Below are 26,805 nucleotides of genomic sequence, written 5' to 3'. Positions count from 1 at the left end.
GGTAGCCCGGCGGCACCGAGAACGTCATCATCTTCGCAACCGTATCACGGGAGATGTTGAAGGCCTTCGCCGCCTGACGCTGGCTCATGCCCGCCGCGCAGGCCTGTCGAACCCTGAGATATAGTTCCACGCTGAAAATCCTCCCGCCCTCCCTGCTGTCGCAGAAAGGGAAAAGGTGGACGACTTTTACGCCGCCCGCAGCAGCTCCATGCCGCCGCTTCCGTGGCCTAATTTCTCACCGCCGTTCTCACCTCGGTCGATGGAGTTCTTCCGCGACACGACGCTAAGAGTCCTTAGCCGTCGTTCAGCCAGCCAAATTCTGACCGCCAGATATGGTGCTCTCAACTGCCCGCGCGATCATCTGGATACTTCCTATGACATCGATGGGTCCGTCATAGGTAATTGCGTTTCCAGGCATATCACGCAAGGACTTGCTTGGGGTTACGACCATCGTCAGGCCACCCGCCTGGTTGATTGCCGCAAGACCGCGCGATCCATCGTCAAGCGAACCCGCCAGCACGATGCCGATGATGCGCATGCCTCCAAACGCGGCCAAAGAGTTGAAAAGCAAATCGACAGTCCGGTTGCGGTGCGTCTGATCGGGATCAGATGTCACGGTGCCCATGGTCCGGGCGATCAAGGTCAGGTGGTTCGCCGGTTCGCCGATGTAGACGCGTCCAGGCCGAAGCCGCTCATCCTCATCGGCAACAATCACCGGCATGCGGCTGGATCTCTGCAGGACCTCCCGAAGCTGGCTGATGGCGGTCCATCGCCTGTGCAGGACGATCATCACCACGGCATCAAGACCGGACCATTCGTGCAGAAGATCACGCAGATCCTGAAGCCCTTCGCCACCAGAGGCGCCAACGGCAACTGTCCAAGGGAAATGTGTCTGCATCCCAGCACGCTATGCGATACTTGCCCACATAGCGAGCGGGAAGAAAAACACCTTGTCTGTCGAAGGCAGCTTCGTCCGCATAGCAATAATCTGCGCCAGATCTGTAGCTCGCGGTGTCCGGAAGGGATCGTTGACAGGACGGTCAGGGTACCCATGAACCGGCCCCTTGAAGATCAGCATTTGCTGGCGGAGCGAAATCTCAGATGAATGGTCCGATATGTTTTGCAGTGAGGGGGCGTTCAGTGTGACAGAGCGCTCCCTGCATCCAAGACTAGCACAGTAACGCTTTGAGCCCTTTGCAGACGGTCAGGCGAAGTGCCTATACACAAGGTCGGTTGGGTCTGGGCGAGGGGCAGTTCCGTCAAGAGTTGCCCCCAGCCGTTCCGCCAGCCTGCGCGAACGGTCATTCTGCGGGTCGACATAGCTGACCAGCGTGTTCAACCGCCCCACGGTCCTCGCCCAATCCCGTAAGGCAGAGGCGGCTTCGAACGCGTATCCACGACCCTCAGCTTCTGGAAAGACAAGCCAGCCGATTTCTTTTTCAGGGAAGAGCGGCCCGGAATTGATGCCGACTTGGCCAAGACAGGCGCGGGTATCCCGGTCCTCAAGCATCAATGCTCCAGCGCCGAATAGGTCCCACTGTGCATGATCCGCGCAGAACATGCCCCAAGCCACCTTCACAGAAAACGGCCCGCCCATGTATCGGGCGCGTTCCGACAGCATCAGCGCGGAATAAGGTTCCCAGTCATCCGCCGTCATCGGACGAAGCAACAGCCGTTCGGTGATAATCGTTGGGACTGTGGTCACTCGGAACCTCCTGAGCGTGAAGCACGACTAGCATCTGACCGGCAGCTTTGTCCGCATAGCTGCACCTGGGCTCAGCGAATCTCCGTGTTGTTCTTGGTGCGTCCGCCATCGAGCGCCCGATAGACCGTCATTCGGGACACACCCAGATCACGGGCGATCCGGGCCTTGGACATGCCGTCTGATGCGAGCTTTCGGATTTTCGCATCGTCTACTCGCTTTTCCCGTCCCTTGTAGACGCCCTTCCCCTTTGCCGCCTCGATGCCAGCGCGCTGACGATCACGAATGAACTTCAGCTCCATGTCGGCCACCATGCCAAGCACGGTGATGACCATCCTGCCCATGTCCCCGCCCGTGGTGACTTCGGGTTCAAGGACGCGGAGCGACGCCCCTTTGGCATCCAGTTCATGCACCAGGTTCAGCACGTCGCGTGTGGATCGGCCAAGGCGGTCGAGACGATGCACGACCAACTCGTCGCCCGCACGCAGGAACTCCAGAACCGTGGCCAGTTCGCTGCGGCCGTCGCGCGTCGCCCCCGATCCGGTTTCGGCACGGACGATCTCGCATCCCGCCGCCTTCAGCATGGCTTTCTGAATGTCGAGATCCTGACTGGACGTACTGACGCGGGCGTATCCGATCCGAGGCATGGGCAAACTGTCACGTTAGGGTGGCTAATCTCCTGATACTGTCGCAAAGGCATCTTTGCCACTCATTTGTGACACTCCCGGCCGTCACATTTGGCTGTCACCTGCGGGTGTGCCCAAATGTAACGTTGGGACTGATCCGAAGCTAACAAGCAGCAGGACGTCGCAGCTGTCGCCTATCCTCCCCTGTGTGAGGCGAGCTCTCAGGCAGGAGTATCCAGGTAGAAACCGAGAGGGTATTCTGGACAGCTGATTTCCTGACACGGTTTTCAGACAGGAAAGGAAGCATGTGGCAACGATCACGCACCTGTCGGCAGCCATGCCCAGCAGAGGAACCTTTAATAAACACTTATAATGTGAAGTTTGGACAGGGCGATGCACATTTGGGGCCTAGTGTTCGCCACCTGACATAAGATACCCGGTTCAAGCTGAGTATCGGGTGGATCAAACGGCCTTGTGCGAAGCGCTCAGTGACGGTCTGGATCCCGCATAGCTGACGTCGAGCCTTAGCTCACGCTGCCAAAGGTGAAGCAGCGATAAACTGGGAATCATTTGTCAGATTGTGAACACTAGCCATCGCTCTTACGCAGTGCGGCGAATGACCTTTGTCAGCCCAAAGCGGTGCGTGCGCTTATGTCAGACCAAAAGCGAACGGACGATCTTTAGGGACGGGCACTTCCGCGAGCGGCGGGAAGCAGCGATTCTCTGCAGCCTTTACAAGCGACCGGAATCAAATGCATTTGTAAATAGAAAAGTTCTCGACAGTGCCGTCCGTACGATTAATTGAGAAACACTGTGTGCCGTAGCCGCCGGATCGAACACTAAAACTCTCCACACCAGAACCAATCCTCTCTTTCGCCTCAGGGTGCCGAAGTACGGCCGCGCGAAGGATTGCCTCATGCTCCAGCGAAACCTGCTCGCTTACATCGTATTCATGAAGCATCTTTTTGAAGAACAACTTTGCATCACCCTTCGATTCAAATTCAATCCCCGCAATTATTACCGGCTTTTTTGGCATTTTATTGTCTCCGATCAAAGTGCCTCATAAGGTCTCTGGAATGCCTGCTTTCTCACGTAACTCACGAATAGCGATACGAGGCAAGCCCATTCCCTCGAATTCTTCGTGACGAGCCCGTATCCACTTTAGGCATTCTGCGCGATCTAAGCCATCTTCTACGATAAGCTCGTATAACATAGTCGAGCTCATGCGCGAGATACCTAGGCCGATCAGCGACATAAGCGTCCTACTCGATACCCCGAACTCCAATTCCGTACCAATGTCCAAGTCATCGTCAATAAGGTCCTCACGCCCAATCGACCGCAGGTGGAAGTTTAAGACGTCCACGTAGGCCGAAAGATATTTGGGAGCCCGGAAGCGCGAGTACTGCTCAATCAAGTCCATCGTGTCTCGGATCAACAATGGGAGCTGCGGTTCACTCCCACTACGCCGTTGATATCTGATTCGCTCTTCGATAATGCGAGCAAGTGACCAACCCCGCAGCCAGTTCTGAACCATTAGCGCGTAAAGCTGAACTCGGGCGTCTGGTAGAAACGCAGGATAAAGTACTCTATTTATCCTCTTCATGATTGCCGCCGTGCGATCGACGGCATCGACACTCTCCGATGGTGCCGGCAGAAGGTTCTCGACGTTCTTCTGATATGTCCTAAAGCTATCGAGAAGCGCCTGCATCCCAATGCCGCTAACGCCTGGATGCCTCTCAATTAGACTAATGGGAATATCGATGCCAGTGGTCGCCCGTTTCAGCCGTTCATCGAGCTTCTCAATTTCCTTTGGATTATGCCGCTTCGCGAAGGTCGCGTCCCTGATTGATCCCAGCCGAAGATGCGTTGAAAGGAGATAGGCCAAAACCTGCTCGAACTTTGCATCCTGCTGCTGGTCTTGCGGAATCGTATCCATGCGCTTGTCGATATAGTCGCGAAGCGCCTCACCTTCATCAAGGATTGAGTCTGTCTCCCGCCGAATTGGATAGCGCGTCCTCGCTGGAATCCCGTCTGGCCATGCGCTCTCGTTGCTGGGATTGATGCAGATGATGTTGCCTTGGAACTCGTTTCCCCACCGGCCCGCTCGCCCGGCAAGGTTCCAGAAGTCCTGTGGGCTCATCGGCTTGCCCATCCCCCTCCTTGGCGCACGAAGAACGATAGTTCTGCACGACAGGTTCACTCCTTCAATCAAAGTCGAAGTGCAAACAAGGAAACGGATCTTGCCGGAACGGAACAATCGTTCGACCTCTGCACGGATCAGAGCCGGCATGTTGCCGTAGTGAAAGGCTACTCCCTGCTCAACCAGAGGCGCCAGCCGATACTTAGGATGAACTCCTTTGCGTATCATGTCCGCAAGTTCGACGAGCTCCTGATCCTTCGCATGGTCAGTTGCGACCCCCTCACGTATCAGTTGTGCCACATCTTCGGCTTCGCCAGCACCATTAGCATAAACGAGCGTTCCACCATTCGCTCCGACCTGGGTTGCGATGAACGCCAGGCGCTTCTTCTCCCCTTGTGGTTTGTTTGGTAGGTGAACAGTGCCTAGATCAATCACGCTATTCTTGCCTGCAGTCGTCAATCGCCACTCTTTGGGCTTGCGAGGAACCTGCTCAGCACTGACCACATTCTGAAGAACAGTTGCGATATCGCTGTCAATTGGGATTCTGGCGACGTTGTCTGGAGCGTCCTCAAGCAATACCTCAGGGTTTTGCGTTGCAGGGCTGACGAAGACCACCTTCATCTTAGGGTTTAGGCGCGAGGCTCGCTCAACTGCATCCTGCAGGATGACCCCTCTCTGGTCGTCCCCAATCTTATGGGCTTCATCTACCACGAGCAGATCGAAAGAACCGTCGTCACCTAGTCCGTTCACGAGCAGGTGGAGGCGTTCCTGCGTCAGTACGAGAACTAGCCTTCGATCATCCCTTAGCGGCTCCTCATACTGTTCCCGCAACGGTAACGATGTGATCGAGATTCGATCGCTCTCTTTCACCATACTGCGCAGTTCGTTCTCGATTTCACTAACGAGCGCACGAGTCGGTGCGAGATATACCGCGACACGGGCTTCGTTTGCCAAGAGGCGATCCATGAGCCACCGAAGAACGAGAAAGGTTTTTCCAGCTGCAGTAGGTGCTGAGGCAGAGAGCCATCCATAGTTTCCGGAGGCAGCGTCCCAGAAGCGCTTTTGAAACCGGTTGACCGGAAGCCACTGCCCAGACTGCGCTAGCAGGATAGACGTATCGAGACTCCGTCGGGACGCTTCCAAACGTGCCGAAACGCCCAATCGATCGAGCAGGCCGGGTTCGAGAAGCCCGCGTTTTTGCGCGAGTTCCACGGCTCGATAATTGCTGAGCTTCTCAAGCAGTAATGCAGCGGTGTCCTGGATCGCCAGATCCTTCTTAGACATCAACGCAGCTGTCGCGATGCGGAGGGCCGCATCCTGAAGCGCACGTTTTTCTGATCGAGCCAGGATACTGCCAGCTAAAAGAAGCCGCCCCCAATCAGGTTCCGGGCGATCAACGACCACTGGAGGTTCTAAATTTTGAATCTCTCGCGTCGCGGTCATTCTGACCAGGTCATCGAGCTCCGTAGCGATGCCTTCCGACAATAGCCAGTCCTGAAGCTCTTCCTCAGTCATTGGTTAGCCCAAGTGCTTTCAGGAAGGCACTCCGGAAACCCTCTGCGGACGGCAATGGTATGCACATAAACTCGATTCTGAACTTCTCAAGACTATGCTTCTTGACGCTGTTTTCGACACTCGACGACCACGTCTTCAACCCTGCCCGCGCTGCTTCGATTACAGTTTCGGCGACACCCTTTTCACCCTCACCGGGATAGAATTTGGCATCAAATCCAACCAGCGCAGCGCCGCAATTCTCAACGCGCATCGAGTCCACCTTCGACTTATCGAAGTAGCGCTTGAGCGCCTCTGTCATCTTCGGGTCGCTTAGGTCGGCCTTGTCACGCAGAAGGACGAGATCACGAGCGCGTTCTGCATGCTCGTGCGCTTCCTCCGTCAAGAATGGCGCAAGGGATTTCAGGCAGTCTCGAACAGCCCTAGCGGCGTCATCGTAGATCTTTGATTCACCCCAGAAGAGCTGTAGAACCCCGTCTTCGCGAACGTCTGCGTAGATTCCGTCTGCACCGTGATAGTGCATGCGTTCGTCGGTCTTAAGGTCCATCTTCGAAAGTAGATGCGGGAGCTTTAAAAATCGCTCTGCAAAAAGAAATAGGAGAAGCTCGCCCGCCTCACCTGTCGTCTTCAAGTCCGTAAATGTCGCGATCGCTTCTGCTTGTATCGCCGCCGACGCGCTCATCGAATTGTTCTTGATGTCGCGATCGCGGGCCTCTCGTATCCGGGATCTCGGAATTGCGTAGTCTGCCGCTGCATTACGCATGAACTCTGCAAGGAGGCGTGGACTAACAGCTCCATTACCACCCAGCCTCATGCAATGGCAGTGTACTTTTATTTCTATACCGTCAATCCGCATATCGCGCTCTATAAGTTCAAAATGAACTTCGAGTTCCTCTGGATCACCTGCAAGCAGCGCAGTAAGATCATCGTGTGTTGGATAGGGGGAGGACATGAATTCGGACACCTTATCAGAGCTTGGCCGAGACAGCTCGGAGTGTTCCTAGAAGGATGTCGGTCCAAATAAAATATCCTAAAATTGCATAGGAGAAAAGACCGACGCTACGAAGTGAGATCGGCGTGTTTTCAGAGCCTGGGCCGCAGGGGATGTGGAGGCAGATGTACTTCAACTGGTCATCCCATAATTTCGCAGCAAATTTTTATTCATTTTAGGTCAAAGCGGCAAAACCGAAAGCGTCTAATTATTGGGGCGGGCATCACCGAGAGCGCAAGTCTTCCACTACTTCAGTAATCTTTTCAATTTTTATTTCTTCCTGTAAAGGTATTTCAATCCACTTTAGTTTTTAGATTATTGTCCTGCGTCCGATGCCCCTTTTGGGTCGCTCACTGTTAACTTCGTCATCTTTGTCTCCAAACATTTCTATCTACCAATGGCCGTATGCGTAGGCGGGACAATGTCTGCTTCGCTGAAGCTATGCTGCGGCATCGGATTTGACTAACGTATTCTTTAGGCTGGAGCAACTTGGGCTGGAGCGCCGGAGCACGCAACAGCCAAGTCAGCTTCCTGCACCGTTCTGTCTTACCGGGTCGCCGTGCTGACCATCTGTTTTCCGCTCACTGCTGCCGTTTTTCAAACACACCGCGAAAGGCCGCTCACCGCCCAGTGCTGCCACATCGCCCTTCTCCAAGGGGGTAACTCAGGCGCCTCAAGCGTTTCGGCTGGATGTCCAGGAAACGGTCAATTTTCGAGCAGGTATAAGCGCGTGGCGGGCATGAATACCGTGTACCTCTGAACCCTTAACCCATCTTTCACCCTCTTCGGGCAAACTTTTGCAGGATATTATATCCACGCTCCCAAGCCGGAGCCGACGACAGAGAATGTTGATGGATCACTATTGGACTGAGGCTCACGGCGATGATCGCTGGCCCGCCGCATCGGCCGGCCCTGGCGCCGTCGAGGTCGCTTCTGCAAAGGTGACGGCATGTTAGGCTTTCTCTTTCGGCTTTTCCGGTCGACGTCGCGGCCCTTATCCCGGCGCCGACCGCGCGCCTCGTCGGCCCGACCTCAGGCGGAGTTCGGCAGGCCTCGGCTGGCCACGCCGCAGCTCAGGGCAGGTCAAGTCTTGGAAGGTCGCTGCCATGTCATCGATGGCGACACAATCGTCATCAACGGCACCCACATCCGTCTTGCCGGCATCGATGCACCGGAACTCGATCAGCCCTATGGTCAAAAGGCGAAGTTCGCGATGATCGCCCTTTGCAAGGGACAAACCGTCCGGGCGATTCTAACCGAAGGCACGAGCTACGAACGCGTCGTCGCGAAGTGCCTCCTGCCTGACGGGACCGATCTGTCGGCAGCTCTGGTGACGCAGGGACTAGCGCTTGATTGGGCGAAGTTTTCAGGAGGGACCTATCGGCATCTCGAGCCGGGCGATGCCCGAAAAAAGCTGTGGCGGGTGGATGCCAAGCACAAGGGCCGTTTCAAGATGGAAGCATGACATGATCCGCGACCTGCTTGAACGGCCAGGGTGATTTTCCCGTGGTGCCGAAGTTGCCGAACTGAGGACACTATCGTTTCTTGGAAACCTTCGACCGCGCAGTATGCCGCGGCCCTTACAGAAAAGATCATGATCGCGGCCGAGAGCCCAAGTGGCGGTGGCCAACCATAATTTTATGCGCGCCGGTTTAAGACGCTCCGAGTGCCCGTTCACGCCATCCATCGTCGCAGAACCGAGAGCGGCATCCTTGTGCTACCACCCTGGATGGCCGCATGGATCTGGGCCGTCGTCTGCTGTAATGACAGCCTGCCTGCAAGAAACAGGAAGCCTGCCTAATCCTTGGATGCCGGCCTGCCTCGTCATCGGCAACTCCGGGATAAGCCCCGACGTGGCGAAAATCCCGGACACCACAGCAGGTGGATCGCCAGGCGCGATCCTAAAGGCACGTTGCTCCCGGCCCTGCCGTCCCGCCTTGTCGCCGTCCCCCTGCCCGCGTCATATGCCCCGCACAGGGGGAACCATGACACCGTACGGCTTCATCCGCAAATGGCAGAACGTCCAGCTCAAGGAACGCAGCGCGTCGCAGGCGCATTTCATCGACCTGTGCCGCTTGCTGGGGGTGGACGATCCGGTGACGGCAGATCCCAAAGGCGACTGGTTCACCTTTGAAAAGGGCGCGGGCAAGACCACGGGCGGCGAAGGCTGGGCCGATGTCTGGCGCAAGGGCTGCTTTGCTTTGGAATACAAGGGCAAGCGCAAGGATCTGACCGCTGCATTTGCGCAGCTTCAGCAATATGCTGTAGCCCTGGAAAACCCGCCCTTGCTGATCGTGTCCGACATGGACCGAATCCGCATCCACACGAACTGGACAAACACCGTCCAGCAGGTCCACGACATTGCCCTGGACGAACTGGCCGATGCCGCGAAACGTGACCTGCTGCGCGCGGCCTTCACCGATCCCGAACGCCTTCGCCCCGCCAAGACCCGCCAGGGCCTAACCGAGGAGGCGGCGCGCCGCTTTTCTGCCCTAGCCCAGAACCTGCACCGCCGGGGGCACAAGCCGCATCAGGTCGCACATTTCGTGAACCGCCTGATCTTCTGCATGTTCGCCGAGGATGTGAACCTGCTGCCCAACCGCATGTTCCAGCGGATGATCGAACAGGCGCACCGTAACCCCGCGATGTTCCAGACCCATGCCGCAACGCTGTTCGCGGCCATGCAGTCGGGCGGCATGGTAGGCTTTGAGCAAGTGGAATGGTTCAACGGCGGGCTGTTCGATGACGCGAAGGCCCTGCCGCTGGAGGCTGAGGACGTGGCCGAACTGCTGGCCGCCGCGCAGCTTGACTGGTCGGAAATCGACCCATCCATCATGGGGACGCTGTTCGAACGAGGCCTGGACCCCGACAAGCGCAGCCAGTTGGGCGCGCATTATACCGACCGCGACAAGATCATGCAGATCGTGGACCCGGTGATCGTGCGCCCGCTGCTGGCCGAATGGGACGGGGTGCGGGCCGAAATCACAGCGGCCCTGGACAAGGCCGCGGGGGCCAAGGGCGCGGCCCGGACGCGGGCAGAAAACCAGGCACGCGCGCGGCACAGCGCATTCCTGGAACGGTTGGCTAGGTTCCGGGTTCTGGATCCGGCCTGTGGGTCGGGCAATTTCTTGTATCTGTCGCTGTTGGCGCTGAAGGACATCGAACACCGCGTCAATTTGGATGCCGAGGCCATGGGACTGCCGCGTGGCTTTCCTCGGGTAGGGCCTGAATGTGTGTTCGGGATCGAACTGAATCCCTATGCCGCCGAACTGGCGCGAGTGTCGGTCTGGATCGGCGAAATCCAGTGGATGCGCCGCAATGGGTTCGAGGCCGCGCGAAACCCCATTCTGCGCCCGTTGTCGAATATCGAGAACCGCGATGCCGTTCTGGCGCCAGATGGATTACCTGCGGACTGGCCCGATGCGGATGCAGTAGTGGGAAATCCGCCATTTATCGGCAACAAAAAGATGATTGCCGAATTGGGCGAGGGGTACGTCATAGCCCTTCGCCGCGCTTGGAAGGACGTGCCGGGCGGCGTGGATTTTGTTTGCTATTGGTTCGCCAAAGCGGACCGGATGATCCAGGAGGGCCGCCTTGCCCGCGCAGGCTTAGTTTCCACCAACTCGATCCGCGGCGGTGCCAACCGTGAGGTGTTGAAGCCCATCGTTCAGCACGGCCGCATCTTCGAAGCCTGGGCTGATGAACCTTGGACAGTCGATGGCGCAGCTGTGCGGGTGTCACTGGTCTGCTTCGATGGCCAGAAGGGAGGCATGGCAATTTTGGATGGTGCTGACGTGGCGGCGGTGTTTGCGGATTTGTCCGCAGCGCGTGGAGGGGGGGACCTCACAGCCGCCTCCAGCTTGCAAGAAATGACTGGGGTTGCCTTTCAAGGGCCGGTAAAAGTCGGTCCCTTCGATGTCGAGGGCGAGGTCGCACGTGAGTGGCTCGCTCTTCCAGCAAATCCCAATGGTCGCAGGAATGCTGATGTCGTGCGGCCGCTGTTGAACGGCATGGACATTACGCGTCGTCCTTCAGGACGATGGATCATTGACTTCGGCGTCATGAACGAGGCGGATGCCTGCCTGTTTGAAGCGCCATTTGAGTATGTTCGGCAACATGTGAAGCCAGTTCGGGACATGAATCGCGATAGCCAACGGAGACAGTTTTGGTGGCGATTGGGAAGGTCCGGCGGTGACATGCGGGATGCAGTATCCCCCTTAAGGCGGGCAATCTTCACTCCACGAGTGGCAAAGCACAGGCTCTTTGTATGGGCTGACCCAAGAACCCTGCCAGACAGTCGAGTGGTCCTCGTAGCGCGCGACGACGATACGACGTTTGGTGTCCTGCATTCGCGGTTTCACGAACTCTGGTCTGTTGCATTAGGGGGGTGGCATGGAGTGGGAAACGATCCTCAGTATACCCCCTCGTTAGGTTTTGAGACTTTCCCTTTCCCCAAGGGTCTAGCTCCCGACATTCCGGCAGCCAATTATGCAGCCGATCCTCGCGCCCAAGCTATTGCCGCCGCTGCTGCGCGGCTAAACGAGTTGCGGGAGAACTGGCTCAACCCGCCTGATCTGGTCCGCCGCGTGCCAGAAGTTGTGCCGGGCTATCCTGACCGCATGCTACCCATAGACGACAAAGCAGAAGGGGAATTGAAGAAACGCACGCTGACAAACCTCTATAACACCCGCCCTGCTTGGCTGGACCATGCCCACAAGACCTTGGATCAGGCTGTGGCGGATGCTTATGGCTGGGGCGACGACTGGCGCAATGGCACCTTGGGCGACGATGACATTCTGGCTCGCCTGTTTTCTCTCAATCAACAGCGAAGTGCGATTGTGTCAGCCAAATCTTAAATCGAACCGGCTTGCGCATGCAGGGGGAGCTTCCCCTTGTCGGAAGCAACTTTCTAGGATATATATCCGGTTATATTTGAGGAGTATCGCGATGGGTAATGCCGCACAGAAGCGGGCAGTCCGCAGCTATCGGTCGCGCCAGACTCAGCGCGGCATTGCTCGGTTTGAGATTCAGGCGCTGGACGCTGACCGCGAGTTGATTCGCGCGCTGGCCCGTCGTTTGGCCGAGGATGGCCCCGAAGCCACACAGGCGCGAGCGATGCTGCAGCAGATTGTGTCGGGTGAGCCGCCCCATCAAGGCGGCATCCTCCAAGCATTGCGGCGTTCGCCGCTCGTCGATGCTGATCTCGATCTTGTCCGTGGCCGCGAGGAAGGGCGTAGGGTCGAGTTGTGACCCGCTACCTTCTTGACACCAACATCATCAGCAACACCGTCAAGCCGCAGCCCTCGGAAACGCTCCTGGCTTGGTGGGCAGAGCAATGCGACGATGATCTGTTTATCGCCTCGCTCACCGTCGCGGAAATCCGTCGCGGTATTCTGGAAAAGCCACGCGGCAAGAAGCGCGATGCCCTCGATGCTTGGTTTACGGGCACCGAGGGGCCGCAGGCTCTGTTCGCAGGCCGCGTCTTGCCGTTCGACGACAAAGCCGGGTTAATCTGGGCGCGGCTGATGGCAGACGGCAAGGCCGCCGGCCGCCCCCGTAGCGGTCTCGACATGATCGTCGCCGCCGTGGCCGGGGCCAATGATTGTGTGGTCGTGACCGACAACGAAAAGGACTTCGCCGGCATCAAATTCATCAATCCCATGCGGAACGGGGCCGGGAAGGAAGCAACATGACGACTGCGCCGGCACCGAGCGAATATCAGCTCATCGGTCTTACCGAAGGAGGCGACGCAGGGGATTTGCTGATCGGCCTGGATCAGAAGCAGGGGCGAATTCGTCTTCAGGCACTCATATCCGAGTGGCTGAGGATGGAGAACCTAGTCGTTCTCACGGGGTCGGGAACCTCAGTCTCTGCCGGCGGCAAGACGATGGCCAATCTCGAAACTGCGGTGTTCAAGACGATTGAGGCGCTGTCTGATATACCGGCGTCGATCAGGCCGATCATCGAGGCTCGCAGGCTTTCCGTCGACCTCGCTCCTCTTGACGGTGATCCTATCGGCTTCGAGGCGTGGTTGTCCTTCATCGCCAATGCTCTGTTTGTCGCGGAAGCCCCAGGTAGTCCGTTTTCCGCCGTGACATGGCCCAGCACGCCCACGCCTACTGCCGCCGATCTGCGTTGGTTTGTCGATCGATTGCGTATGACGATCTTTGCCGAATGCGCGCTGTCTTTGCCGGATACCGGGCCAGCAGCTTCCCCGGCGACTATCGCCCCGCAATTGGCATTCCTGTCGAAGCTGGTTGCGAGAGACAGCAATCTCGGCCGCACCCACCTGTTCACGCTGAACTACGATACGCTATTTGAGCAGGCCCTGGAACTTCTCGGCATCCAGTATTTCGATGGGTTCACCGGGCGCGCGGCCGCACGGTTCGATCCGTCCGTTTATGGACTGGACATCTATTATCCGGGCGAGGTGGCTGAGGGACGTGTCCGTCGTTTCGACAAGTTTCTACACTTCTACAAGCTGCACGGCTCGATCCATTGGTTCGAGCAGGGGAGCGAAATGCGGGCGCGTCACCCGGACCTCACTCCATTCCAGTCTTATGCGTCGCTGACGCCGGCGCAGAAGGCGTCAGCGCTCATTGATCTGGCGGGAAAGACCTCATCCGTGGGGATTTTGCCGACTGCCAACAAGTTCGCGCAAACCCTGACGATGCCTTACGCACACCTGTTCCGGTCGCTTCAGGTGCGCTTGGGTATACCGCAGACTTTCCTGCTCGTCCTCGGCTATGGCTTCGGCGACGACCACGTCAGTCGTATCATTGAGAACGCGCTGATGAACCCTTCGCTGGTGATGTTGGTCATTGAACCCAATCCCAACAGCCCGGTAATCGAACGCATTCGGCGCTACAAGGATTTGGGCAAGCGGGCGTTCGTCCTGTGCCCGACCAATACAGCGTTTGCCGCTGCCAAATTCAAGCACGCGACCTTCGATGATTTCGCACGGACAGTAATGCCGGACGTGCAGTGGCTCGACGATTTCCTTCGGCTGCGGCGCTTCGAGAAACAGATCGCGGCGTCGGAAACGAAAAGCGATACCGATACGGAGGGGGCGGATGGATAACCCCCGCCTGGTGGGTCATATCGTTTCGGTGCAGGGATTTCGGGTCAAGGTAGAGCTTCTTCCCGAAACGCGCTCGGCAATGCGAGCGACGCTTGACGGTGTTCAGGCCGCGATAGCTATCAACGCGTATTTTACCTTCTCGCTGGGTGCTGGCGAAACCGTCATCGGCATTATCACCGATCTGGAGGCCCGCGAAACCTTCGACCCCAGCAATGGCGACGACCTCAGCCTTGAACTGATGAAGCCGCGTCGCGTCGCCAGCGTGCAGCTACTTGGAACCATCGAACATGGAGAGGGCGAGCCGTCTTTCAGTCCGGGAATTTCTGTCCTTCCGACATTGGATACGCCGGCCGAGATCGGATCGCCGGACATCCTGCGCGCGGTCTTTGAGATCCCACCACGGCTCAACAAGCCGGAAGGCTATGATGCGCAGGACTTCGACTGCGACCTCAAGATCGGTTTTCCAACCGGCCAGGCGCGGAATGTCGTTCGAGCCTCATACAACGACCTGTTTTCTCGCCCGCTTGCTATCGTCGGCAATACCGGGTCGGGAAAGTCGTTCTCGGTATCGAGCCTGATTCAGAAGGCGATGAAGGCTCTCGATGGGGCGGCAGAAGAACCGCACGTCTTCATCCTCGACATCAACGGCGAATATGCCAAGGCTTTTCCCTCTGCCGCTGCTGCCCAACGGCTGCCTGACCGCATCTATCTCAACGGCAAAGAGTTCGGTCTACCACTCTGGTTTCTCAATGCAGAAGAAATCTGCGCGTGGCTGAGCGCGTCGGAACAGACCCAAGAGCCCGTGCTGAAGGACTGGTGGGCGATCGCGAAAGGTGGAGACGCGACAGCCGCCGCCAGCATGGGCGCGCTCCAGAACGCCATGAGCGCGCTCGATCAACTCTCGAGCGAACTGACCAAGATCAAGAAGAAGGCCGCCGGCTCTCATTGTGATGCCGTGGTTGGCCATCTCGCCAGCACCGACATCGATACGGCGAGCTTTGAGGCGCTGTTTGTCGGCCATCGGCAGGCGAATGATTATAATACCGAGGTAATGAATAATCAGGCCGCTATAGCGACCGAGGCCGACAAGCTCAGGGATGCCATTCGCGCCAAGATCGTCGGCGGTAGCGATGTAGCGGAAGCGGGCACGCGCACCGCTGACTCTCCCTTGTCGATTGCGCGGGCGACTTTGATCGATCCATCGCTCATAAATCGTGCGGTGTCGAAGGAGGATACCTTTCGCGTCGATGCGCATCTGACGACGCTCAAGCTGCGGCTGAAGACCCGGCTAGATGATAAACGCTGGCGAGCTTTCCTGAATTATGAGGACAGCGACACCAAGGTTGAGAATTTGGCGGCCTGGTTCACTTCCTTCGGGCTGGGGGCAGCAACAGGCCCCAAAGTTTCCGTTCTTGATCTGTCGATGCTCAGCAACGAGGTTTTGCCTTACGCCTGCGCGATCATCGGGCGCATATTGTTGGAAGCTCGCGAGCGTCTTCCTGCGGCGTTGCGCTACAAGCATCCTTGGGTGCTTGTTCTGGAGGAAGCTCACAACTATGCGCGACCGCCTCGCGCCGACGAGGATCGCGGGCACCGTTTGGCTAGATTGACCTACGAGCGGATCGCTAAGGAAGGCAGAAAGTTCGGATTGTCACTCATCATCGCCAGCCAACGCCCGAGCGAAATCAGCCAGACCATCATTAGCCAGTGCGCTAACTTCATCAGCCACCGGCTTCAGAATCCCGATGACATTGACCATTTCCGTCGCATCATCCCGATGCAGGCACGGCGGCTGCTCGATCAAGTGACGATCCTGTCATCGGGCGAAGCGATTGTGTTTGGTAGCGCCTTTCACATCCCGACGCGCGTTCAATTCGACCGACCGGACCCAGGTCCATATAGCCAAACTGCCGCACCCTACCATGAATGGCGAAAAGAACAGCAACCGTTCCCCCTATCAACGGTGATTAACGCCTGGGGGGCGTGAACAGCGATTAGGACTACACGGCCTTACGGTTCAGCAGACTTACACATCCTGATGCAATTCTGTAGCGAAAGGATGAAGCGCCTCGGTCTTCTGATGCAGGTTTCGGCCCTTTTCCTCGAATAAACAGGGCGTCCCCTTCGGGTCGCGTCCCCGGTTCCGGCCGGCACGCCGGCCTCCACCCGAGCTGGTCAGGGCGATGCTCCCGGCCGCTCGCGTGCGGATGCCTGTCTCGTCCCGAGCCAGTCCCTCGCCCGCCGGTCCTGGTCGCCCTGCCCTGCCCATCTCGTCCCTTCGGGCGGGACCGCTGACGCGGGCCGTGAGCCCGGTTGTCCAGCCTTGTGCTGGAATGACCTTGGGAGTGGAAGCGCAAGGCCGCAGCAGGCCCGCGCGAGACCACAGGGATCGAGCAAGCAAGGGCCTGTGGTCAACCGGGCGGGCAGTTGCAGGCTGCCGGCGGTGCACAGAGATAGCTGCCTGCCCTTCTGACCTCCCCTGCCGTCACGGTGCGAACCAAGAAGAAGACACGGGAGAGGCCCGCGCGAGGCGCGGGCCAAGATGATCCATGTGCCGGACCAGAGGATCGACGGGCTCTCAGCCCGCTCACCTCCGTCCGCAGCCTTTTTGTTTTCCTGTCCGCCACGCATCCCCGCCCGAGCCGGTCAAGGGGCAAGCGCCGCCCTTTGGGCGTCGTCGTCCAGGCGGGCCGTGTCCTCGCCCGTTCCGGGCTGCGGGCCGCACCACCCCGCCTTCCCGACCCCTTGACAGTCTCGGCCGGGGCCACGGGCAGGGCTGCGCCCTCCCCGCTCTGCTTTCCGAAAGGCATGGGCCTTTCGAGACAGCAGATCAGGAAGGCTCGCCCATCGGCGGAACGGGCAGAAGACCCGGCCGCCCCGTCGCTAAAGGAGAGCCACACATGGCACATCTCAATGCCACCCTGGCAGACACGAACACCGGCGTTTTTTGCTGCGCGTCCTGCCGCGATCACTACGAGTCCGAGGATGCAGACCCCAGCCTTTGCCCGATCTGCAACCCCGCCGAGCAGGCCCGCGACCAGATGCTGCGGCTGCTGATCGCGGAACAGAACGATGCCTTCCGTCGCGCCCTGGGCTTCGCGGCCCTCTGGCGCGGCCAGCATCTCAAAGGCCGCACCGTCGCCACGCCGGGCTTTCGGGCCATTCCCGAGCGGACCCAAGCCGCGCTGATGAACGCGGTTATCACCTTCACCGACTGGACCGAGGACAACGACCCTTACGAGGATCATTCCTTTGGCCGCGTCGAGGCGCATGGCGTGGCGATCTTCTGGAAGATCGACCTTTACGACACCGCCTATCACTTCGGCGCGGAAACCCCCTCCGACCCCGAAGGGACGCGCCGTGTTCTGACGCTTTACCTGCCGTCCGAACACTGACTCCGCAATCGGCCTGCTGTGGCTCCGTCAGCAGGCCGAACCGTCCCACACCGTCAGCCTGAAAGGGGGTGAACTCATGAGCAGAGAAACCTTGCAGCGCCGTCTCGCAGAAGCGTGGGCGCTTGTCAGGAAGGGCGACAGCTTCGGGATCGGCCGCCGCTTCCTGATCCAGCACGGCGCACTTTGACAAAGCCCGCCCTGCCCCCACGGCAATGAGGGCAGGGCATCCATAACAAAAAACCATCCGTCGCAAAAGGACCATTCCCATGAAGCGCGAAACCATCGCCCCCACATCCATCCAGTTTTTTTCCCTGGCCCAACTCTACGTGTCCGACCTGAACCCGCGCCAGGACGCCGGCCCGGAGGGGATCGACCTGCTGGCCGACAGCCTTGCCATGATCGGTCTGATCCAGAACCTGTCCGGCATCCTCGATGCGGATGGCCGCGTAGGCATTGTTGCCGGAGGCCGCAGGCTGCGCGCCATCGCCCGCGCCGTCGAGCGTGACGCCACTGTCACCGAACGGCACCCGGAACTGGCTTCCATCCCCGTCCGCATCGCGCCCGACGAGGCCACTGCCCGCGCATGGGCCAGTGCCGAGAACGCGGCGCGGGAGGACCTGGCCCCCGCTGACGAAATCCGCGCCTATGGCCGGATGAAGGAGGCAGGCGCAGACGTGTCGGCCATTGCCCGCAGCTTCGGAAAGACCGAGGCCCATGTTTATCGCCGCCTTGCCTTGGCCGCCCTGCCCGCCCCGGTTCTGGACGCGCTGAAAGAGGGCCAGATCAGCCTTGGCATGGCGAAAGCCTTCACCGTGTCGCAGGACGAGGCATTGACCCTGACTGTTCTGGCCGAGGTGAAGGGCCGCGACGTGTCGGAACACCGCATCAAGCAGGCATTGCAGCCCGCAGCCGTCAGCGCCACCGACCGCCGCGCCCGCTTTGTCGGACTGGACGCCTACGAGGCCGCAGGCGGCAGTCTGACCCGTGACCTGTTCAGCGACACCGTGGCGCTGCACGATGCCGACCTGTTGCAGGACCTGTTCACCGAGCGGCTGAACGCCGAGGCCGGGAAGCTGGCCGCAGGCTGGAAATGGGCTGAGGTCATGGCCGACGAATATGTCTCCTATTCCGTCACCGAGAAGCTGGCCCGCCTTTATCCGGTCGAGGGTGATCTGACGGAGGAGCAGGCCGAGCGGTATGACGAACTGGCCGAACTGGCGAACGCCGACGCCCTGGACGAGGCCGGGCAAGCCGAACTTGAGGTTCTGGACGCGATCATCAAGGGCGACTTCACCGACTCGCAACGCGCCGTGGCGGGCTACTATGTCTATGTCAGCCACAGCGGGACCGTGCAGTTGAGCGGCCCGTGGGTGCGGACCGAGGACCGGGCCGCAGCCATAGAGGCCGAGGTTCTGACCGGCCATGCCGCCCATGCGGACGGCGGCGATGCCGCGCCCGCGCCCAAGTCGCCCTATTCCGGCGCACTGGTCGAGGACATGAAGGCGATCCGGCTGGCCGCGATCCAGACCGCCCTTCTGGACAAGCCGGACATGGTGTTTGACCTGCTGGCCTTCGGATTGTCGCTGGCCTCTGGTGTCAGCACGAATGTCTTTGACCTGTCGCCGGGACGCCCCATGAACTGCCCGAGCAAGACGGATGGTCTGGAATGGTCCGACCGGCTGGCCCATCCCCCGGCAGGACATGAGGCATGGAGCCGCCCGGAGTTGCGGGTCAAAGATCTGGCCCAAGCCTTCCGCGACTTCACGGCGGCAGGCAAGAAGGCCCGCAATGCCGCACTGGTGGAAGGCATGGCGCGGACCCTGCCCTATGGCGCAGGTGATGCCGATTTCTTCGCGCTGATCGAGGCCGACAGCGGGGCCAGCATCCGCAAGGTCTGGACGCCGACCGCCGAGAACTTCTTCAACCGCGTCAGCGCCGACTATCTGGACATCCTGCATCTGGAACTGACCGGCTGCGATCCCGAGGGCCGCGGCTTCAAGGCCCACAAGGCGCAGAAGAAAGCCGAAAAGGCCCGCTGCATGGAACGGCTGTTCAGCGATGCCGAGTATCAGAAGGCATGGCGCATCACAGCGGAGCCAAAGGCCCGGATCGACGCATGGGTGCCGGATTGCTTCTGATCTGAAAAGCCGGGGGCGGCACCGCCTTGCCACCCCCGGCCCAACAACAGGGAGAGTTCCATCATGAACACACAACCGATAGGTAATCAAGGCCCGAGCGCGGAAGAGATCGACGCCTTGCGGGCCTATCGCGCCCAGCATGGCCGACGCTGGAAAAGCCGCCTTCTGGCCGAATGGCTATCCTCGACGGGCGACGAAGGGCCGGAGCTTCGCCAGGTCCGCAACACCTTTGGCCCGTCCTGGCTGCTGAACTATCGCCTGCCCGACTGACATTCCCATTCCTTCAGCGACGAAGGTTCACTTGGCCCCGCCGCGCGCGGGGCTCTTTTTATGCCGCTGCTGGCTCAGGTTTCCCCTGGCCTGACACCGGCAGGCCGGCGCCAGGACAGGGGCGGCGCTCAGGCCGCGCCGGGCCGGCGCTGCGCGCCCGCCCTTTTCTCAACTCGGTTTCCGCCGCCAGTCTTCCGGGGGAATGAACGATCCGGCAAAGATCCCGGCTTTTTCGGCGCGGGCCTCTGCTTCGGCCCCTTCATAGTCCTGGCTGTAGCGGGTGTAGGCCACGGCCCATCCGTTTCGGACCACCCAATGATTGATGTCCTTGCCGCCCGCCTCGCAGACGGACACCGCCCGGCCATAGCGGTCCGTGTCCTGCACAAGGCACCGCACAGTCTGTCCGTCGAGAGCCGCAGCCAGTTTCTCGGTGGCATGACGGCCGCAGGGCCATTCCCTGCCCCTCCTGTCTTGGCACGTCTGGTTCTTTTCCACCGCGTCGATCCCGAACAGGCGAACCGACCTGCCATCCACTTCAAGCGAGTCTGCGTCGATGACGCGCACCTGCCCTGACAGGATCTCGCTTTGCGGGCGGAAAAGATCGCCAAGCAGTTTTTCCGCTTCCCTTGTCAGTTCATCCGCCATGCCTGTGAGGATCGCAGCCAACAGGGCAACCCCGATTGCAGCACCGCGGCCAACCCGCTTTTGCCACCCCTTCGCCTGACTTCGCCGCCGCCGCTTCTTTCTGCCGTATTCGATCATCTTCAATGCTGTGGGTTCATCCAAGCAGCATCGACGCACAGAGCCCTGAACGGACCTTGTCCTACTGGCTTTCCTTACCCATGCTGCTTGCAGGAACGGAGGGTAAGAACGTGGTGTATGCAGCATGTGCCTTGATCGTTGCAGCAATGATAGCCGCCTCGATTACGGCTACAGTCAAGTTTCCCGCAGCTTCCCGCCTGCCAATGCAATGGGGAGTAAACGGCAAACCCACTTGGTATGCGCCTCGGAAACTGGCGCTTGCGTTTACCCCTGTCTTAGCGGCCCTGGTCGTGGCTTTTGTGCTGCTCATGGCAGAGGCCGCGCCTGATACTGCGGTCCTGATAGCAGTTGCGTTTCTTGCTGGGCACCTTCTGCACCTTTGGCTGGTTTACCGCGACATAAGGAGGGGCTGACCGGCCGCTTTGTCCCGCAAAGCAGTCGCCTCTTCATGGCTGATCATAGCGCAGCACACTAGCGTTTTAGGTTGACAGGTCGAACCGTTGTCAAGGAACAATCGCTTGCGGGGGTAGCCCGGTTGTCCAGCCTCGTGCCGCAACGACCTTGGGAGTGGAGGCGGGAGGCCGCAGCAGGCTGTAAGCGAGACCATAGGGATCGAGCGTCAGCCTGTGGTCAACCGGGCGGGCAGCCGGGCCAGACCTATCCACAAGGCGGCTCGCGTCCCTTCGCTTTTTGGACAGCGCGTTCCGCTCGCCGCCCTGCAAGGCCCGCCGCCCGTAAAGGGCGGCAGGCTGAATAGCTCTGGCCCAAGGCAGGATCATCGGAGACCCCCGCTGTCGCAGGGATCGTATCAAAGGCGCGTGGCCGCGCCTGCCGGGGGGATTCGGACAAGCCGAACGCCCCCGGCTTTCCTTGGGCCACGCGCGAAGGGCGCGTGTCCGCCTGGGAACCGCCGGTTCCCCCGCGCAAGGCCGCGCGCTTGACGGGAGCGAGGGGTTTCCCCGGCCTTCCTGCGCCTTTGGCTTCGTGCAGGCCGGGCGATCCCCCTCCCCTCGCCCCCTACGCGCAACCTTGCGCGGGCCCCCCTCCTGCACTCGCCGTGAGGCAAGGCTTCAGGAGAGGCGCCGCTTCGCGGTCCTCGCCTGAACCCCCGCCCGATCATCGGGCAGCCCGACCAAGGCACAGACCACGGCGGGACCGTTGCAGAAAAAGGAGAACGTGATGAACACCGAAACCCTGAACACCTATGTCTGCGGCTACTGCGCGGCCGAACAGTCGGCCGAAGACGGTCCCTGCACCTGCCCCCATTGCGGCCATTTCGGCCCGATGCGGGACTTTCCGACCCGCCAGGTCCTGACCACCGCCCGCCAGAACGACGCCTTCCGTGCGGGCATGGTCGTGGGCGGATGCCCCTTCCCCGGCAGCGTGGTCGTGACCTCGGGCGTCAGCGACCGGGGCCGGGACTTCGTGACGGGCGCGATCCTTGCCGCTGCCTTCGACCGGGACTTTTGCGAGGACAACGACCCCTATGGCGACCGCAGCTTCGGCATCGTCACCGTGCAGGGCGAACGGCTCTACTGGAAGATCGACTACTACGACGCCGACCAAGAGCAGGGGTCCGACGATCCGAGCGATCCGGGCCGCACCCACCGCGTCCTGACCATCCTCTTTCCGTCCGAATACTGACGGGCCCGAGATCGGCCCGCTCCGCTCCGGGCGGGCCTATACCCCAGAACCCCCAACGAAAGGTCAGGTGAAAACAGCATGATAGAATGGCAAGCCGCCCGTGTCGCGGAAGCGTGGGCGCTTGTCAGGAAGGGCGACTCCTTTGGCATCGGACGCCGCTTCCTGATCCAGCACAAGGCCATCTGATGGCCCGTCCTGCCCCCCAAAAGGGGCAGGACACCCATAACCCGGAACCACCGTTGCACACAAGGAAATCAGCTATGTCCAAGACCAATGTGACCCCGTTCGCCCGCGAGGCCCGCCCCATCGAGGCCCCCGCCGTCGAGGGTATCCCGCTTCAAGACCTCTACCTGTCCGACATGAACCCGCGTCAGGAAGCCGACCCCGAAGGCATCGCCCTTCTGGCCGACAGCATCGCCATGATCGGCCTGATCCAGCCTATCGCGGGCTTGCGCGACGAGGCCGGAACGGTGGGCATCGTCGCGGGTGGCCGACGCTGGCGCGCGATCCGGCTGGCGCTCGAGCGTGATCCCGACCTGATCGCCCATCGCCCGGAACTGGCCTTCGTTCCGGTCCGGCTGGCCCCGGATGCCGCCACCGCCCGCGCCTGGGCGGCGGTCGAGAACACCGCCCGCGAGGATCTGCACCCCGCCGATGAAATCCGCGCCTTCGGACGGATGCGCGAGGGCGGCGCGGACGTGCCGACCATCGCCCGGACCTTTGGGCTGACCGAGGCGCATGTCTATCGCCGCCTTGCGCTTGCCGCCCTGCCCGCGCCGGTTCTGGATGCGCTCAAGGCAGGCGAGATTACCCTTGGCGCGGCCAAGGCGCTCACCGTGGCCGAGGACGAGGCCCTTGCCCTTACCGTTCTGGACCAGATCAGGGGCCGCGAGATCAGCGAACATCGCATCAAGCAGATGGTGCAGCCCGACGCCATCAACGCCGGAAGCGACCGCCGCGCCCGCTTTGTCGGCATCGACGCTTACCGCGCCGCTGGCGGCAGGATCAGCGCCGACCTCTTTGCCGACGCGACCCTGTTGCACGACACCGACCTTCTGGACCGGCTGTTTGCCGAGGCGCTGGATGCGGCGGCAGAGGCCATGGAGGCCGAATGGGCTTGGACCGAGACGCTGACGGAGGCGTGGGTGCCCTATGGCATGGCGGAGAAGCTGGCCCGGCTCTACCGCATCGAGGGCGAGCTGACCGACGATCAGACGGAACGCTACGACGAACTGGCGGAACTGGCCGAGGCCGACGCTCTGGACGAGGACGGGCAGTCCGAACTGGACGCTTTGCAGGCGATCCTCGACGGCGATTTTTCCGACGAACAGCGCCGGTTCGGTGGCTGGTTCCTCTGCGTCGGACAGGACGGCACGATCAAGACGGAAGGCCCCTATGTCCGGCCCGAGGACCGCGCCCGCGCCATCGAGGCTGGGGTGCTGACCGGCCACGCCGCCCGACCGATCGAGGGGACCAAGGCCGATGCGCCCAGATCGCCATACTCCGGGGCGCTTGTGGCGGACTTGAAGGCCATGCGCACCGCCGCCGTCCAGGGCGCGATGCTCGACAAGCCGGAACTGGCGCTTGACCTTCTGGCCTACACCTTCGCCCAGAAATGGGGCGGGCCGCTGGCCGTCCGCACGGACGAAAGTCCGATCACGCCCGCGACGGAAACCGGCTTTGTGCCCGATCCGCGTCTGCTTGGCCGCGAGGGGGAGGATGAAGGCGAGGACGAGGACAGCACGCCCGAGGCCGATCCCTTCGATGCCTTCCGCGCCAAGGGCAAGAAGCACCGCAACGCCGTTCTGGCCTTGGCCTTGGCCCGCAGCCTTCGTTACAGCGACCGCGATCCGGTCTTTGCCAAGGTCGAGGCCGAAACGAAGGCCAGCATCCGGCAGGTCTGGACGCCGACCGCCGAGAACGTCTTTGGCCGCGTCAGCGCCGACACTCTCGACGCGCTGCATCTGGACCTGACCGGCTGCGATCCCCACGGCTCCGGCTTCAAGGCGTTCAAGAGCCAGAAGAAGGGGGAAAAGGCGGCGGCGATGGAACGGCTGTTCACCGACGCCGCCTATCAGGCTGCATGGAGGATCGACGCCGAGAAGAAAGCCCGCATCGACGCCTGGGTGCCCGACTGCTTCTGATCCGATGAAGGACCGGGGCGGGTCAGCCTGCCCCAGTCCATCCTGCCCCGGTCACGTTCTTTCTTTTTGTTTCACCCCCCCGAAGGAGTGCCTTGATCATGCCCGACTTCACCGCCCACCGTCACCCTGTTCTTGCCGTCCGCTGCCCGATCTGCCGCACGGCCCCCGGCCTCTGGTGCCGCCGCCCGAGCGGCCACAGGGCGAACGATCTCCACGCCGCCCGCCGCGCCGAGGCCGACCGCGTATTCATCGAGCAGCACGGCCCCACCGCCGCGATCCTCCAGGCCGCCTCCGGCTGGCTGATCGACCCCCGCGCCCGCGCCCGAGATTGAACGACCCGGACCTTCCCTTCTTTCATCTCGCGCCCACATCATGCGTGATCCCGGTCAGAAGGAGACCCTGCAAATGACGGCTCATGATAAATTACGTCTGCGTCGTCCCCTGGACGAACGTTTCGAAAGGCGATCTCACTGCATGATGGAAAACGCCTGGCTCCGCCGCCTTGCGCCACAGACTGCCGAGGACAGGAAGCTGGTATGGAACCGGAAATCCCTGGTCCGTGAAGCACGCGACATGGCATCGTATCGTTGATTTCCTTTCCTTCCTGCAACGGAGGATCAACTGGCCCCGCCTTCGTGCGGGGCCTTTTTTGCTGGCGGTCTGGTCGTCCCGACCGGCCACGGGCATAGCCCGTGCCCCGTCCGGACAGTGCGCTTCGCGCAGAGCCGCTGCGCGGACCATCAATCCGGCGTCAGATCCGACACTGGTAACGCCCGGTAAAGCGTGGCCGGATGGCAGTTCACGAGTGCAGCCGCCTGGCGCACCGACTTGCCCTTGCCGATCAGGTCCGCCGCCAATTCCTTCTGATCTGCGGTCAGTTTGGGCTTGCGGCCGAACCGCACGCCCCGCGCCATGGCCGCGGCGCGGCCGGCGCTCGTGCGCTGATGGATCAGCGCGCGCTCGAACTCGGCCATCCCCGCAAAGACCGTCAACACCATCCGGCCGGCCGGCGTCGTCGTGTCGGCCCACGGCTCGGCCAGCGACCGCAGACCCGCATCGATCCGGTTCAGAGTCTCGGCGATGTCCAGCAGATCGCGCGTGGACCGGGCAAGCCGGTCAAGCCGCGTCACCACCACCACGTCATCCTCGCGCAACTGGTCCAGCATCCGCGTCAGCTCGGGCCGGTCGCGTTTCGCGCCCGACACCTTTTCCTCGAAAATCCTGCGGCAGCTCGCTGCTTCCAGGGCGGCGCATTGCAGCCGCAAGTCCTGGTCTTCGGTCGAGACGCGCGCATATCCCATCAGCATGTCGCAGATATGTCTCGAAATGAAACAGATATGCAACCGATATTTGCGACAGCGCAACGCCAGCAAACAGGCGCGGTTGCCGACCGTCGCGGAACTTAGGAATTCTACAGCGCGGCTTCGGACCAGTCCTTTGTCACCGCCTCGCTTGTCCATGCCTCAAGCGAACCGGATGGTGCGCAGCCAATCGAGGAACACGCGAACTCGCGGCGAGAGCTGCCGATCCCGTGGGTAGAGGACGGAAACCGGAGAAGGCGCCGGAGGGGTCGCCGCCAGAACTTCGACGAGACGACCCGTCTCCAACTCCGCCGCGACGTGGTAACGCGGCAACTGGATGAGGCCGTGGCCCTGGAGGGCCGCCATCACCAGAGTCTCAGCGCCCGTTACCGATATCGGCGCCGGCAGCACGACCTGCCGGATTCTCCTTTCCGTCGCGAACTCCAGCGGCATCAGGATGCCGGTGACGGAGGACACAAAGCCCACCATGCGGTGGCCGTTGAGCGTCTTCGGGGAAGCGGGCGTGCCGTAGCGCGCGAGGTACTCAGGGGCCGCACAGGTGATCTCGGCAAGCTCGCCCAGCCGGCGGGCGACCAAGTCGCTGTCGCGCGGCACACCCACCCGGACGACGCAGTCGACACCCTCGCGCACGAGGTCGACGAGCCGGTCGCCCTCCGAGAGAACGAGTTCGATCTCCGGGTATCGTTCGAGGAACCCGCCGAGCTTCGGCATCAGGAAATGCCGTGCCAGCGTCCCATGCGCATCGACCCGGAGGCGGCCCTTCGGCGCACCACCTTTGAACGCCGCTTCCGCATCCTCGATTTGGGTCAAGATCGACAGGCAGGTCCGTCGAAAGGCCTCCCCGTCGAGCGTCGGCGCCACCACGCGCGTGCTGCGGTCGAGCAGGCGCACGCCGAGCCGCGATTCAAGTTGCTTCACCGCATCGGTCACCGTCGAGCGCGGCAACTCAAGGTCGGCCGCGGCCTTGGTGAAGCTGCGCGTCTCCGCCACCCGGCAGAAGACCCGCATGGCTTCGATCCTGTCCATTGTTCGCCTATCCCGGATTCTGATGCCGGGTGGAAGCATATTATCCGTGCGC

General features: G+C 60.9%; 22 protein-coding genes. 12 read left to right on the top strand and 10 right to left on the bottom strand.

Annotated features, from left to right (window positions below; genetic code table 11):
* The 7 genes from ACTJI6_RS14240 to ACTJI6_RS14210 all read right to left on the bottom strand — a co-directional run.
* Nucleotides 1–130 (bottom strand): helix-turn-helix domain-containing protein (locus ACTJI6_RS14240; protein ID WP_440801590.1); only part of this gene is annotated, 130 nt, incomplete at its 3' end.
* 174 nt (nucleotides 131–304) lie between these two features.
* Nucleotides 305–898, bottom strand: a complete 594-nt coding sequence (locus tag ACTJI6_RS14235) for a chemotaxis protein CheB (RefSeq protein WP_440801588.1) — start codon at nucleotides 896–898, stop codon at nucleotides 305–307.
* 306 nt (nucleotides 899–1,204) lie between these two features.
* Entirely contained in the window at nucleotides 1,205–1,705 is a 501-nt protein-coding gene (locus ACTJI6_RS14230; RefSeq protein WP_440801585.1) for a GNAT family N-acetyltransferase, read from the bottom strand.
* 71 nt (nucleotides 1,706–1,776) lie between these two features.
* Nucleotides 1,777–2,349, bottom strand: a complete 573-nt coding sequence (locus tag ACTJI6_RS14225) for a recombinase family protein (protein WP_440801582.1) — start codon at nucleotides 2,347–2,349, stop codon at nucleotides 1,777–1,779.
* 727 nt (nucleotides 2,350–3,076) lie between these two features.
* Complete coding sequence (locus ACTJI6_RS14220; RefSeq protein ID WP_440801580.1) at nucleotides 3,077–3,364, bottom strand: DCL family protein; 288 nt, start codon at nucleotides 3,362–3,364, stop codon at nucleotides 3,077–3,079.
* 24 nt (nucleotides 3,365–3,388) lie between these two features.
* Nucleotides 3,389–5,983 carry a DEAD/DEAH box helicase gene (locus tag ACTJI6_RS14215; RefSeq protein WP_440801578.1) on the bottom strand — a complete coding sequence of 865 codons (2,595 nt, stop codon included), beginning with the start codon at nucleotides 5,981–5,983 and terminating at the stop codon, nucleotides 3,389–3,391.
* Nucleotides 5,976–6,932, bottom strand: coding sequence for a HamA C-terminal domain-containing protein (locus ACTJI6_RS14210; protein WP_440801577.1), 957 nt, complete (start codon nucleotides 6,930–6,932; stop codon nucleotides 5,976–5,978). The genes ACTJI6_RS14215 and ACTJI6_RS14210 overlap by 8 nt, the downstream gene beginning before the upstream one ends.
* 1,129 nt (nucleotides 6,933–8,061) lie before the next feature.
* On the opposite strand from ACTJI6_RS14210, the gene ACTJI6_RS14205 reads away from it, so the two are divergent.
* The 9 genes from ACTJI6_RS14205 to ACTJI6_RS14165 all read left to right on the top strand — a co-directional run bounded on the left by ACTJI6_RS14205 (nucleotide 8,062) and on the right by ACTJI6_RS14165 (nucleotide 19,855).
* The gene (locus ACTJI6_RS14205; protein ID WP_440801575.1) at nucleotides 8,062–8,436 is read left to right on the top strand and encodes a thermonuclease family protein; all 375 of its coding nucleotides are present in this window, start codon (nucleotides 8,062–8,064) and stop codon (nucleotides 8,434–8,436) included.
* A gap of 520 nt (nucleotides 8,437–8,956) precedes the next feature.
* Nucleotides 8,957–11,827, top strand: coding sequence for a class I SAM-dependent DNA methyltransferase (locus ACTJI6_RS14200; protein ID WP_440801574.1), 2,871 nt, complete (start codon nucleotides 8,957–8,959; stop codon nucleotides 11,825–11,827).
* A 91-nt stretch (nucleotides 11,828–11,918) separates the two neighbouring features.
* Nucleotides 11,919–12,221 carry a hypothetical protein gene (locus ACTJI6_RS14195; RefSeq protein ID WP_440801573.1) on the top strand — a complete coding sequence of 101 codons (303 nt, stop codon included), beginning with the start codon at nucleotides 11,919–11,921 and terminating at the stop codon, nucleotides 12,219–12,221.
* Complete coding sequence (locus ACTJI6_RS14190; protein WP_440801572.1) at nucleotides 12,218–12,664, top strand: PIN domain-containing protein; 447 nt, start codon at nucleotides 12,218–12,220, stop codon at nucleotides 12,662–12,664. The genes ACTJI6_RS14195 and ACTJI6_RS14190 overlap by 4 nt, the downstream gene beginning before the upstream one ends.
* Complete coding sequence (locus tag ACTJI6_RS14185; protein ID WP_440801570.1) at nucleotides 12,661–14,052, top strand: SIR2 family protein; 1,392 nt, start codon at nucleotides 12,661–12,663, stop codon at nucleotides 14,050–14,052. The genes ACTJI6_RS14190 and ACTJI6_RS14185 overlap by 4 nt, the downstream gene beginning before the upstream one ends.
* Complete coding sequence (locus tag ACTJI6_RS14180) at nucleotides 14,045–16,039, top strand: ATP-binding protein (RefSeq protein WP_440801567.1); 1,995 nt, start codon at nucleotides 14,045–14,047, stop codon at nucleotides 16,037–16,039. The genes ACTJI6_RS14185 and ACTJI6_RS14180 overlap by 8 nt, the downstream gene beginning before the upstream one ends.
* A 913-nt stretch (nucleotides 16,040–16,952) precedes the next feature.
* The gene (locus tag ACTJI6_RS14175) at nucleotides 16,953–17,447 is read left to right on the top strand and encodes a DUF3768 domain-containing protein (RefSeq protein ID WP_440801565.1); all 495 of its coding nucleotides are present in this window, start codon (nucleotides 16,953–16,955) and stop codon (nucleotides 17,445–17,447) included.
* Between the two features lie 266 nt (nucleotides 17,448–17,713).
* Nucleotides 17,714–19,585, top strand: a complete 1,872-nt coding sequence (locus ACTJI6_RS14170) for a ParB/RepB/Spo0J family partition protein (RefSeq protein WP_440801563.1) — start codon at nucleotides 17,714–17,716, stop codon at nucleotides 19,583–19,585.
* Nucleotides 19,586–19,648: 63 nt separating this feature from the next.
* Nucleotides 19,649–19,855, top strand: a complete 207-nt coding sequence (locus ACTJI6_RS14165; protein ID WP_440801561.1) for a hypothetical protein — start codon at nucleotides 19,649–19,651, stop codon at nucleotides 19,853–19,855.
* A 168-nt stretch (nucleotides 19,856–20,023) separates the two neighbouring features.
* Here the strand turns inward: ACTJI6_RS14165 and ACTJI6_RS14160 are convergent, their stop codons facing one another.
* Complete coding sequence (locus ACTJI6_RS14160; protein WP_440801560.1) at nucleotides 20,024–20,617, bottom strand: thermonuclease family protein; 594 nt, start codon at nucleotides 20,615–20,617, stop codon at nucleotides 20,024–20,026.
* A gap of 1,179 nt (nucleotides 20,618–21,796) precedes the next feature.
* Between ACTJI6_RS14160 and ACTJI6_RS14155 the strand changes: the two genes are divergently transcribed.
* The 3 genes from ACTJI6_RS14155 to ACTJI6_RS14145 all read left to right on the top strand — a co-directional run bounded on the left by ACTJI6_RS14155 (nucleotide 21,797) and on the right by ACTJI6_RS14145 (nucleotide 24,737).
* The gene (locus ACTJI6_RS14155; protein WP_237168502.1) at nucleotides 21,797–22,261 is read left to right on the top strand and encodes a DUF3768 domain-containing protein; all 465 of its coding nucleotides are present in this window, start codon (nucleotides 21,797–21,799) and stop codon (nucleotides 22,259–22,261) included.
* A gap of 260 nt (nucleotides 22,262–22,521) precedes the next feature.
* Entirely contained in the window at nucleotides 22,522–24,405 is a 1,884-nt protein-coding gene (locus tag ACTJI6_RS14150; protein ID WP_440801558.1) for a ParB/RepB/Spo0J family partition protein, read from the top strand.
* A gap of 98 nt (nucleotides 24,406–24,503) precedes the next feature.
* Entirely contained in the window at nucleotides 24,504–24,737 is a 234-nt protein-coding gene (locus ACTJI6_RS14145) for a zinc finger domain-containing protein (protein ID WP_440801556.1), read from the top strand.
* Nucleotides 24,738–25,145: 408 nt separating this feature from the next.
* On the opposite strand, the gene ACTJI6_RS14140 is transcribed toward ACTJI6_RS14145, so the two are convergent.
* Both ACTJI6_RS14140 and ACTJI6_RS14135 read right to left on the bottom strand, forming a co-directional pair.
* Nucleotides 25,146–25,712, bottom strand: coding sequence for a recombinase family protein (locus tag ACTJI6_RS14140; RefSeq protein ID WP_440801554.1), 567 nt, complete (start codon nucleotides 25,710–25,712; stop codon nucleotides 25,146–25,148).
* 156 nt (nucleotides 25,713–25,868) lie between these two features.
* Nucleotides 25,869–26,753: a LysR family transcriptional regulator gene (locus ACTJI6_RS14135; protein WP_440801552.1), complete on the bottom strand. Its 885-nt coding sequence runs from the start codon at nucleotides 26,751–26,753 to the stop codon at nucleotides 25,869–25,871.
* Nucleotides 26,754–26,805 lie beyond the last annotated feature (52 nt).

The organism is Paracoccus sp. 22332 (assembly GCF_052045125.1).
In the GTDB taxonomy this organism is placed as follows: domain Bacteria; phylum Pseudomonadota; class Alphaproteobacteria; order Rhodobacterales; family Rhodobacteraceae; genus Paracoccus; species Paracoccus haematequi_A.
Note: the sequence above shows the minus strand (reverse complement) of the source record. Positions and strands in the feature narration are given on the sequence as shown.

Bases quoted from the DNA above. Each gene is read 5' to 3' on its own strand.
- ACTJI6_RS14235 (WP_440801588.1), bottom strand. From the start codon at position 898: ATGCAGACACATTTCCCTTGGACAGTTGCCGTTGGCGCCTCTGGTGGC.
- ACTJI6_RS14225 (WP_440801582.1), bottom strand. From the start codon at position 2,349: ATGCCTCGGATCGGATACGCCCGCGTCAGTACGTCCAGTCAGGATCTC.
- ACTJI6_RS14220 (WP_440801580.1), bottom strand. From the start codon at position 3,364: ATGCCAAAAAAGCCGGTAATAATTGCGGGGATTGAATTTGAATCGAAG.
- ACTJI6_RS14215 (WP_440801578.1), bottom strand. From the start codon at position 5,983: ATGACTGAGGAAGAGCTTCAGGACTGGCTATTGTCGGAAGGCATCGCT.
- ACTJI6_RS14210 (WP_440801577.1), bottom strand. From the start codon at position 6,932: ATGTCCTCCCCCTATCCAACACACGATGATCTTACTGCGCTGCTTGCA.
- ACTJI6_RS14200 (WP_440801574.1), top strand. From the start codon at position 8,957: ATGACACCGTACGGCTTCATCCGCAAATGGCAGAACGTCCAGCTCAAG.
- ACTJI6_RS14195 (WP_440801573.1), top strand. From the start codon at position 11,919: ATGGGTAATGCCGCACAGAAGCGGGCAGTCCGCAGCTATCGGTCGCGC.
- ACTJI6_RS14185 (WP_440801570.1), top strand. From the start codon at position 12,661: ATGACGACTGCGCCGGCACCGAGCGAATATCAGCTCATCGGTCTTACC.
- ACTJI6_RS14180 (WP_440801567.1), top strand. From the start codon at position 14,045: ATGGATAACCCCCGCCTGGTGGGTCATATCGTTTCGGTGCAGGGATTT.
- ACTJI6_RS14175 (WP_440801565.1), top strand. From the start codon at position 16,953: ATGGCACATCTCAATGCCACCCTGGCAGACACGAACACCGGCGTTTTT.
- ACTJI6_RS14170 (WP_440801563.1), top strand. From the start codon at position 17,714: ATGAAGCGCGAAACCATCGCCCCCACATCCATCCAGTTTTTTTCCCTG.
- ACTJI6_RS14165 (WP_440801561.1), top strand. From the start codon at position 19,649: ATGAACACACAACCGATAGGTAATCAAGGCCCGAGCGCGGAAGAGATC.
- ACTJI6_RS14160 (WP_440801560.1), bottom strand. From the start codon at position 20,617: ATGATCGAATACGGCAGAAAGAAGCGGCGGCGGCGAAGTCAGGCGAAG.
- ACTJI6_RS14155 (WP_237168502.1), top strand. From the start codon at position 21,797: ATGAACACCGAAACCCTGAACACCTATGTCTGCGGCTACTGCGCGGCC.
- ACTJI6_RS14150 (WP_440801558.1), top strand. From the start codon at position 22,522: ATGTCCAAGACCAATGTGACCCCGTTCGCCCGCGAGGCCCGCCCCATC.
- ACTJI6_RS14145 (WP_440801556.1), top strand. From the start codon at position 24,504: ATGCCCGACTTCACCGCCCACCGTCACCCTGTTCTTGCCGTCCGCTGC.
- ACTJI6_RS14140 (WP_440801554.1), bottom strand. From the start codon at position 25,712: ATGCTGATGGGATATGCGCGCGTCTCGACCGAAGACCAGGACTTGCGG.
- ACTJI6_RS14135 (WP_440801552.1), bottom strand. From the start codon at position 26,753: ATGGACAGGATCGAAGCCATGCGGGTCTTCTGCCGGGTGGCGGAGACG.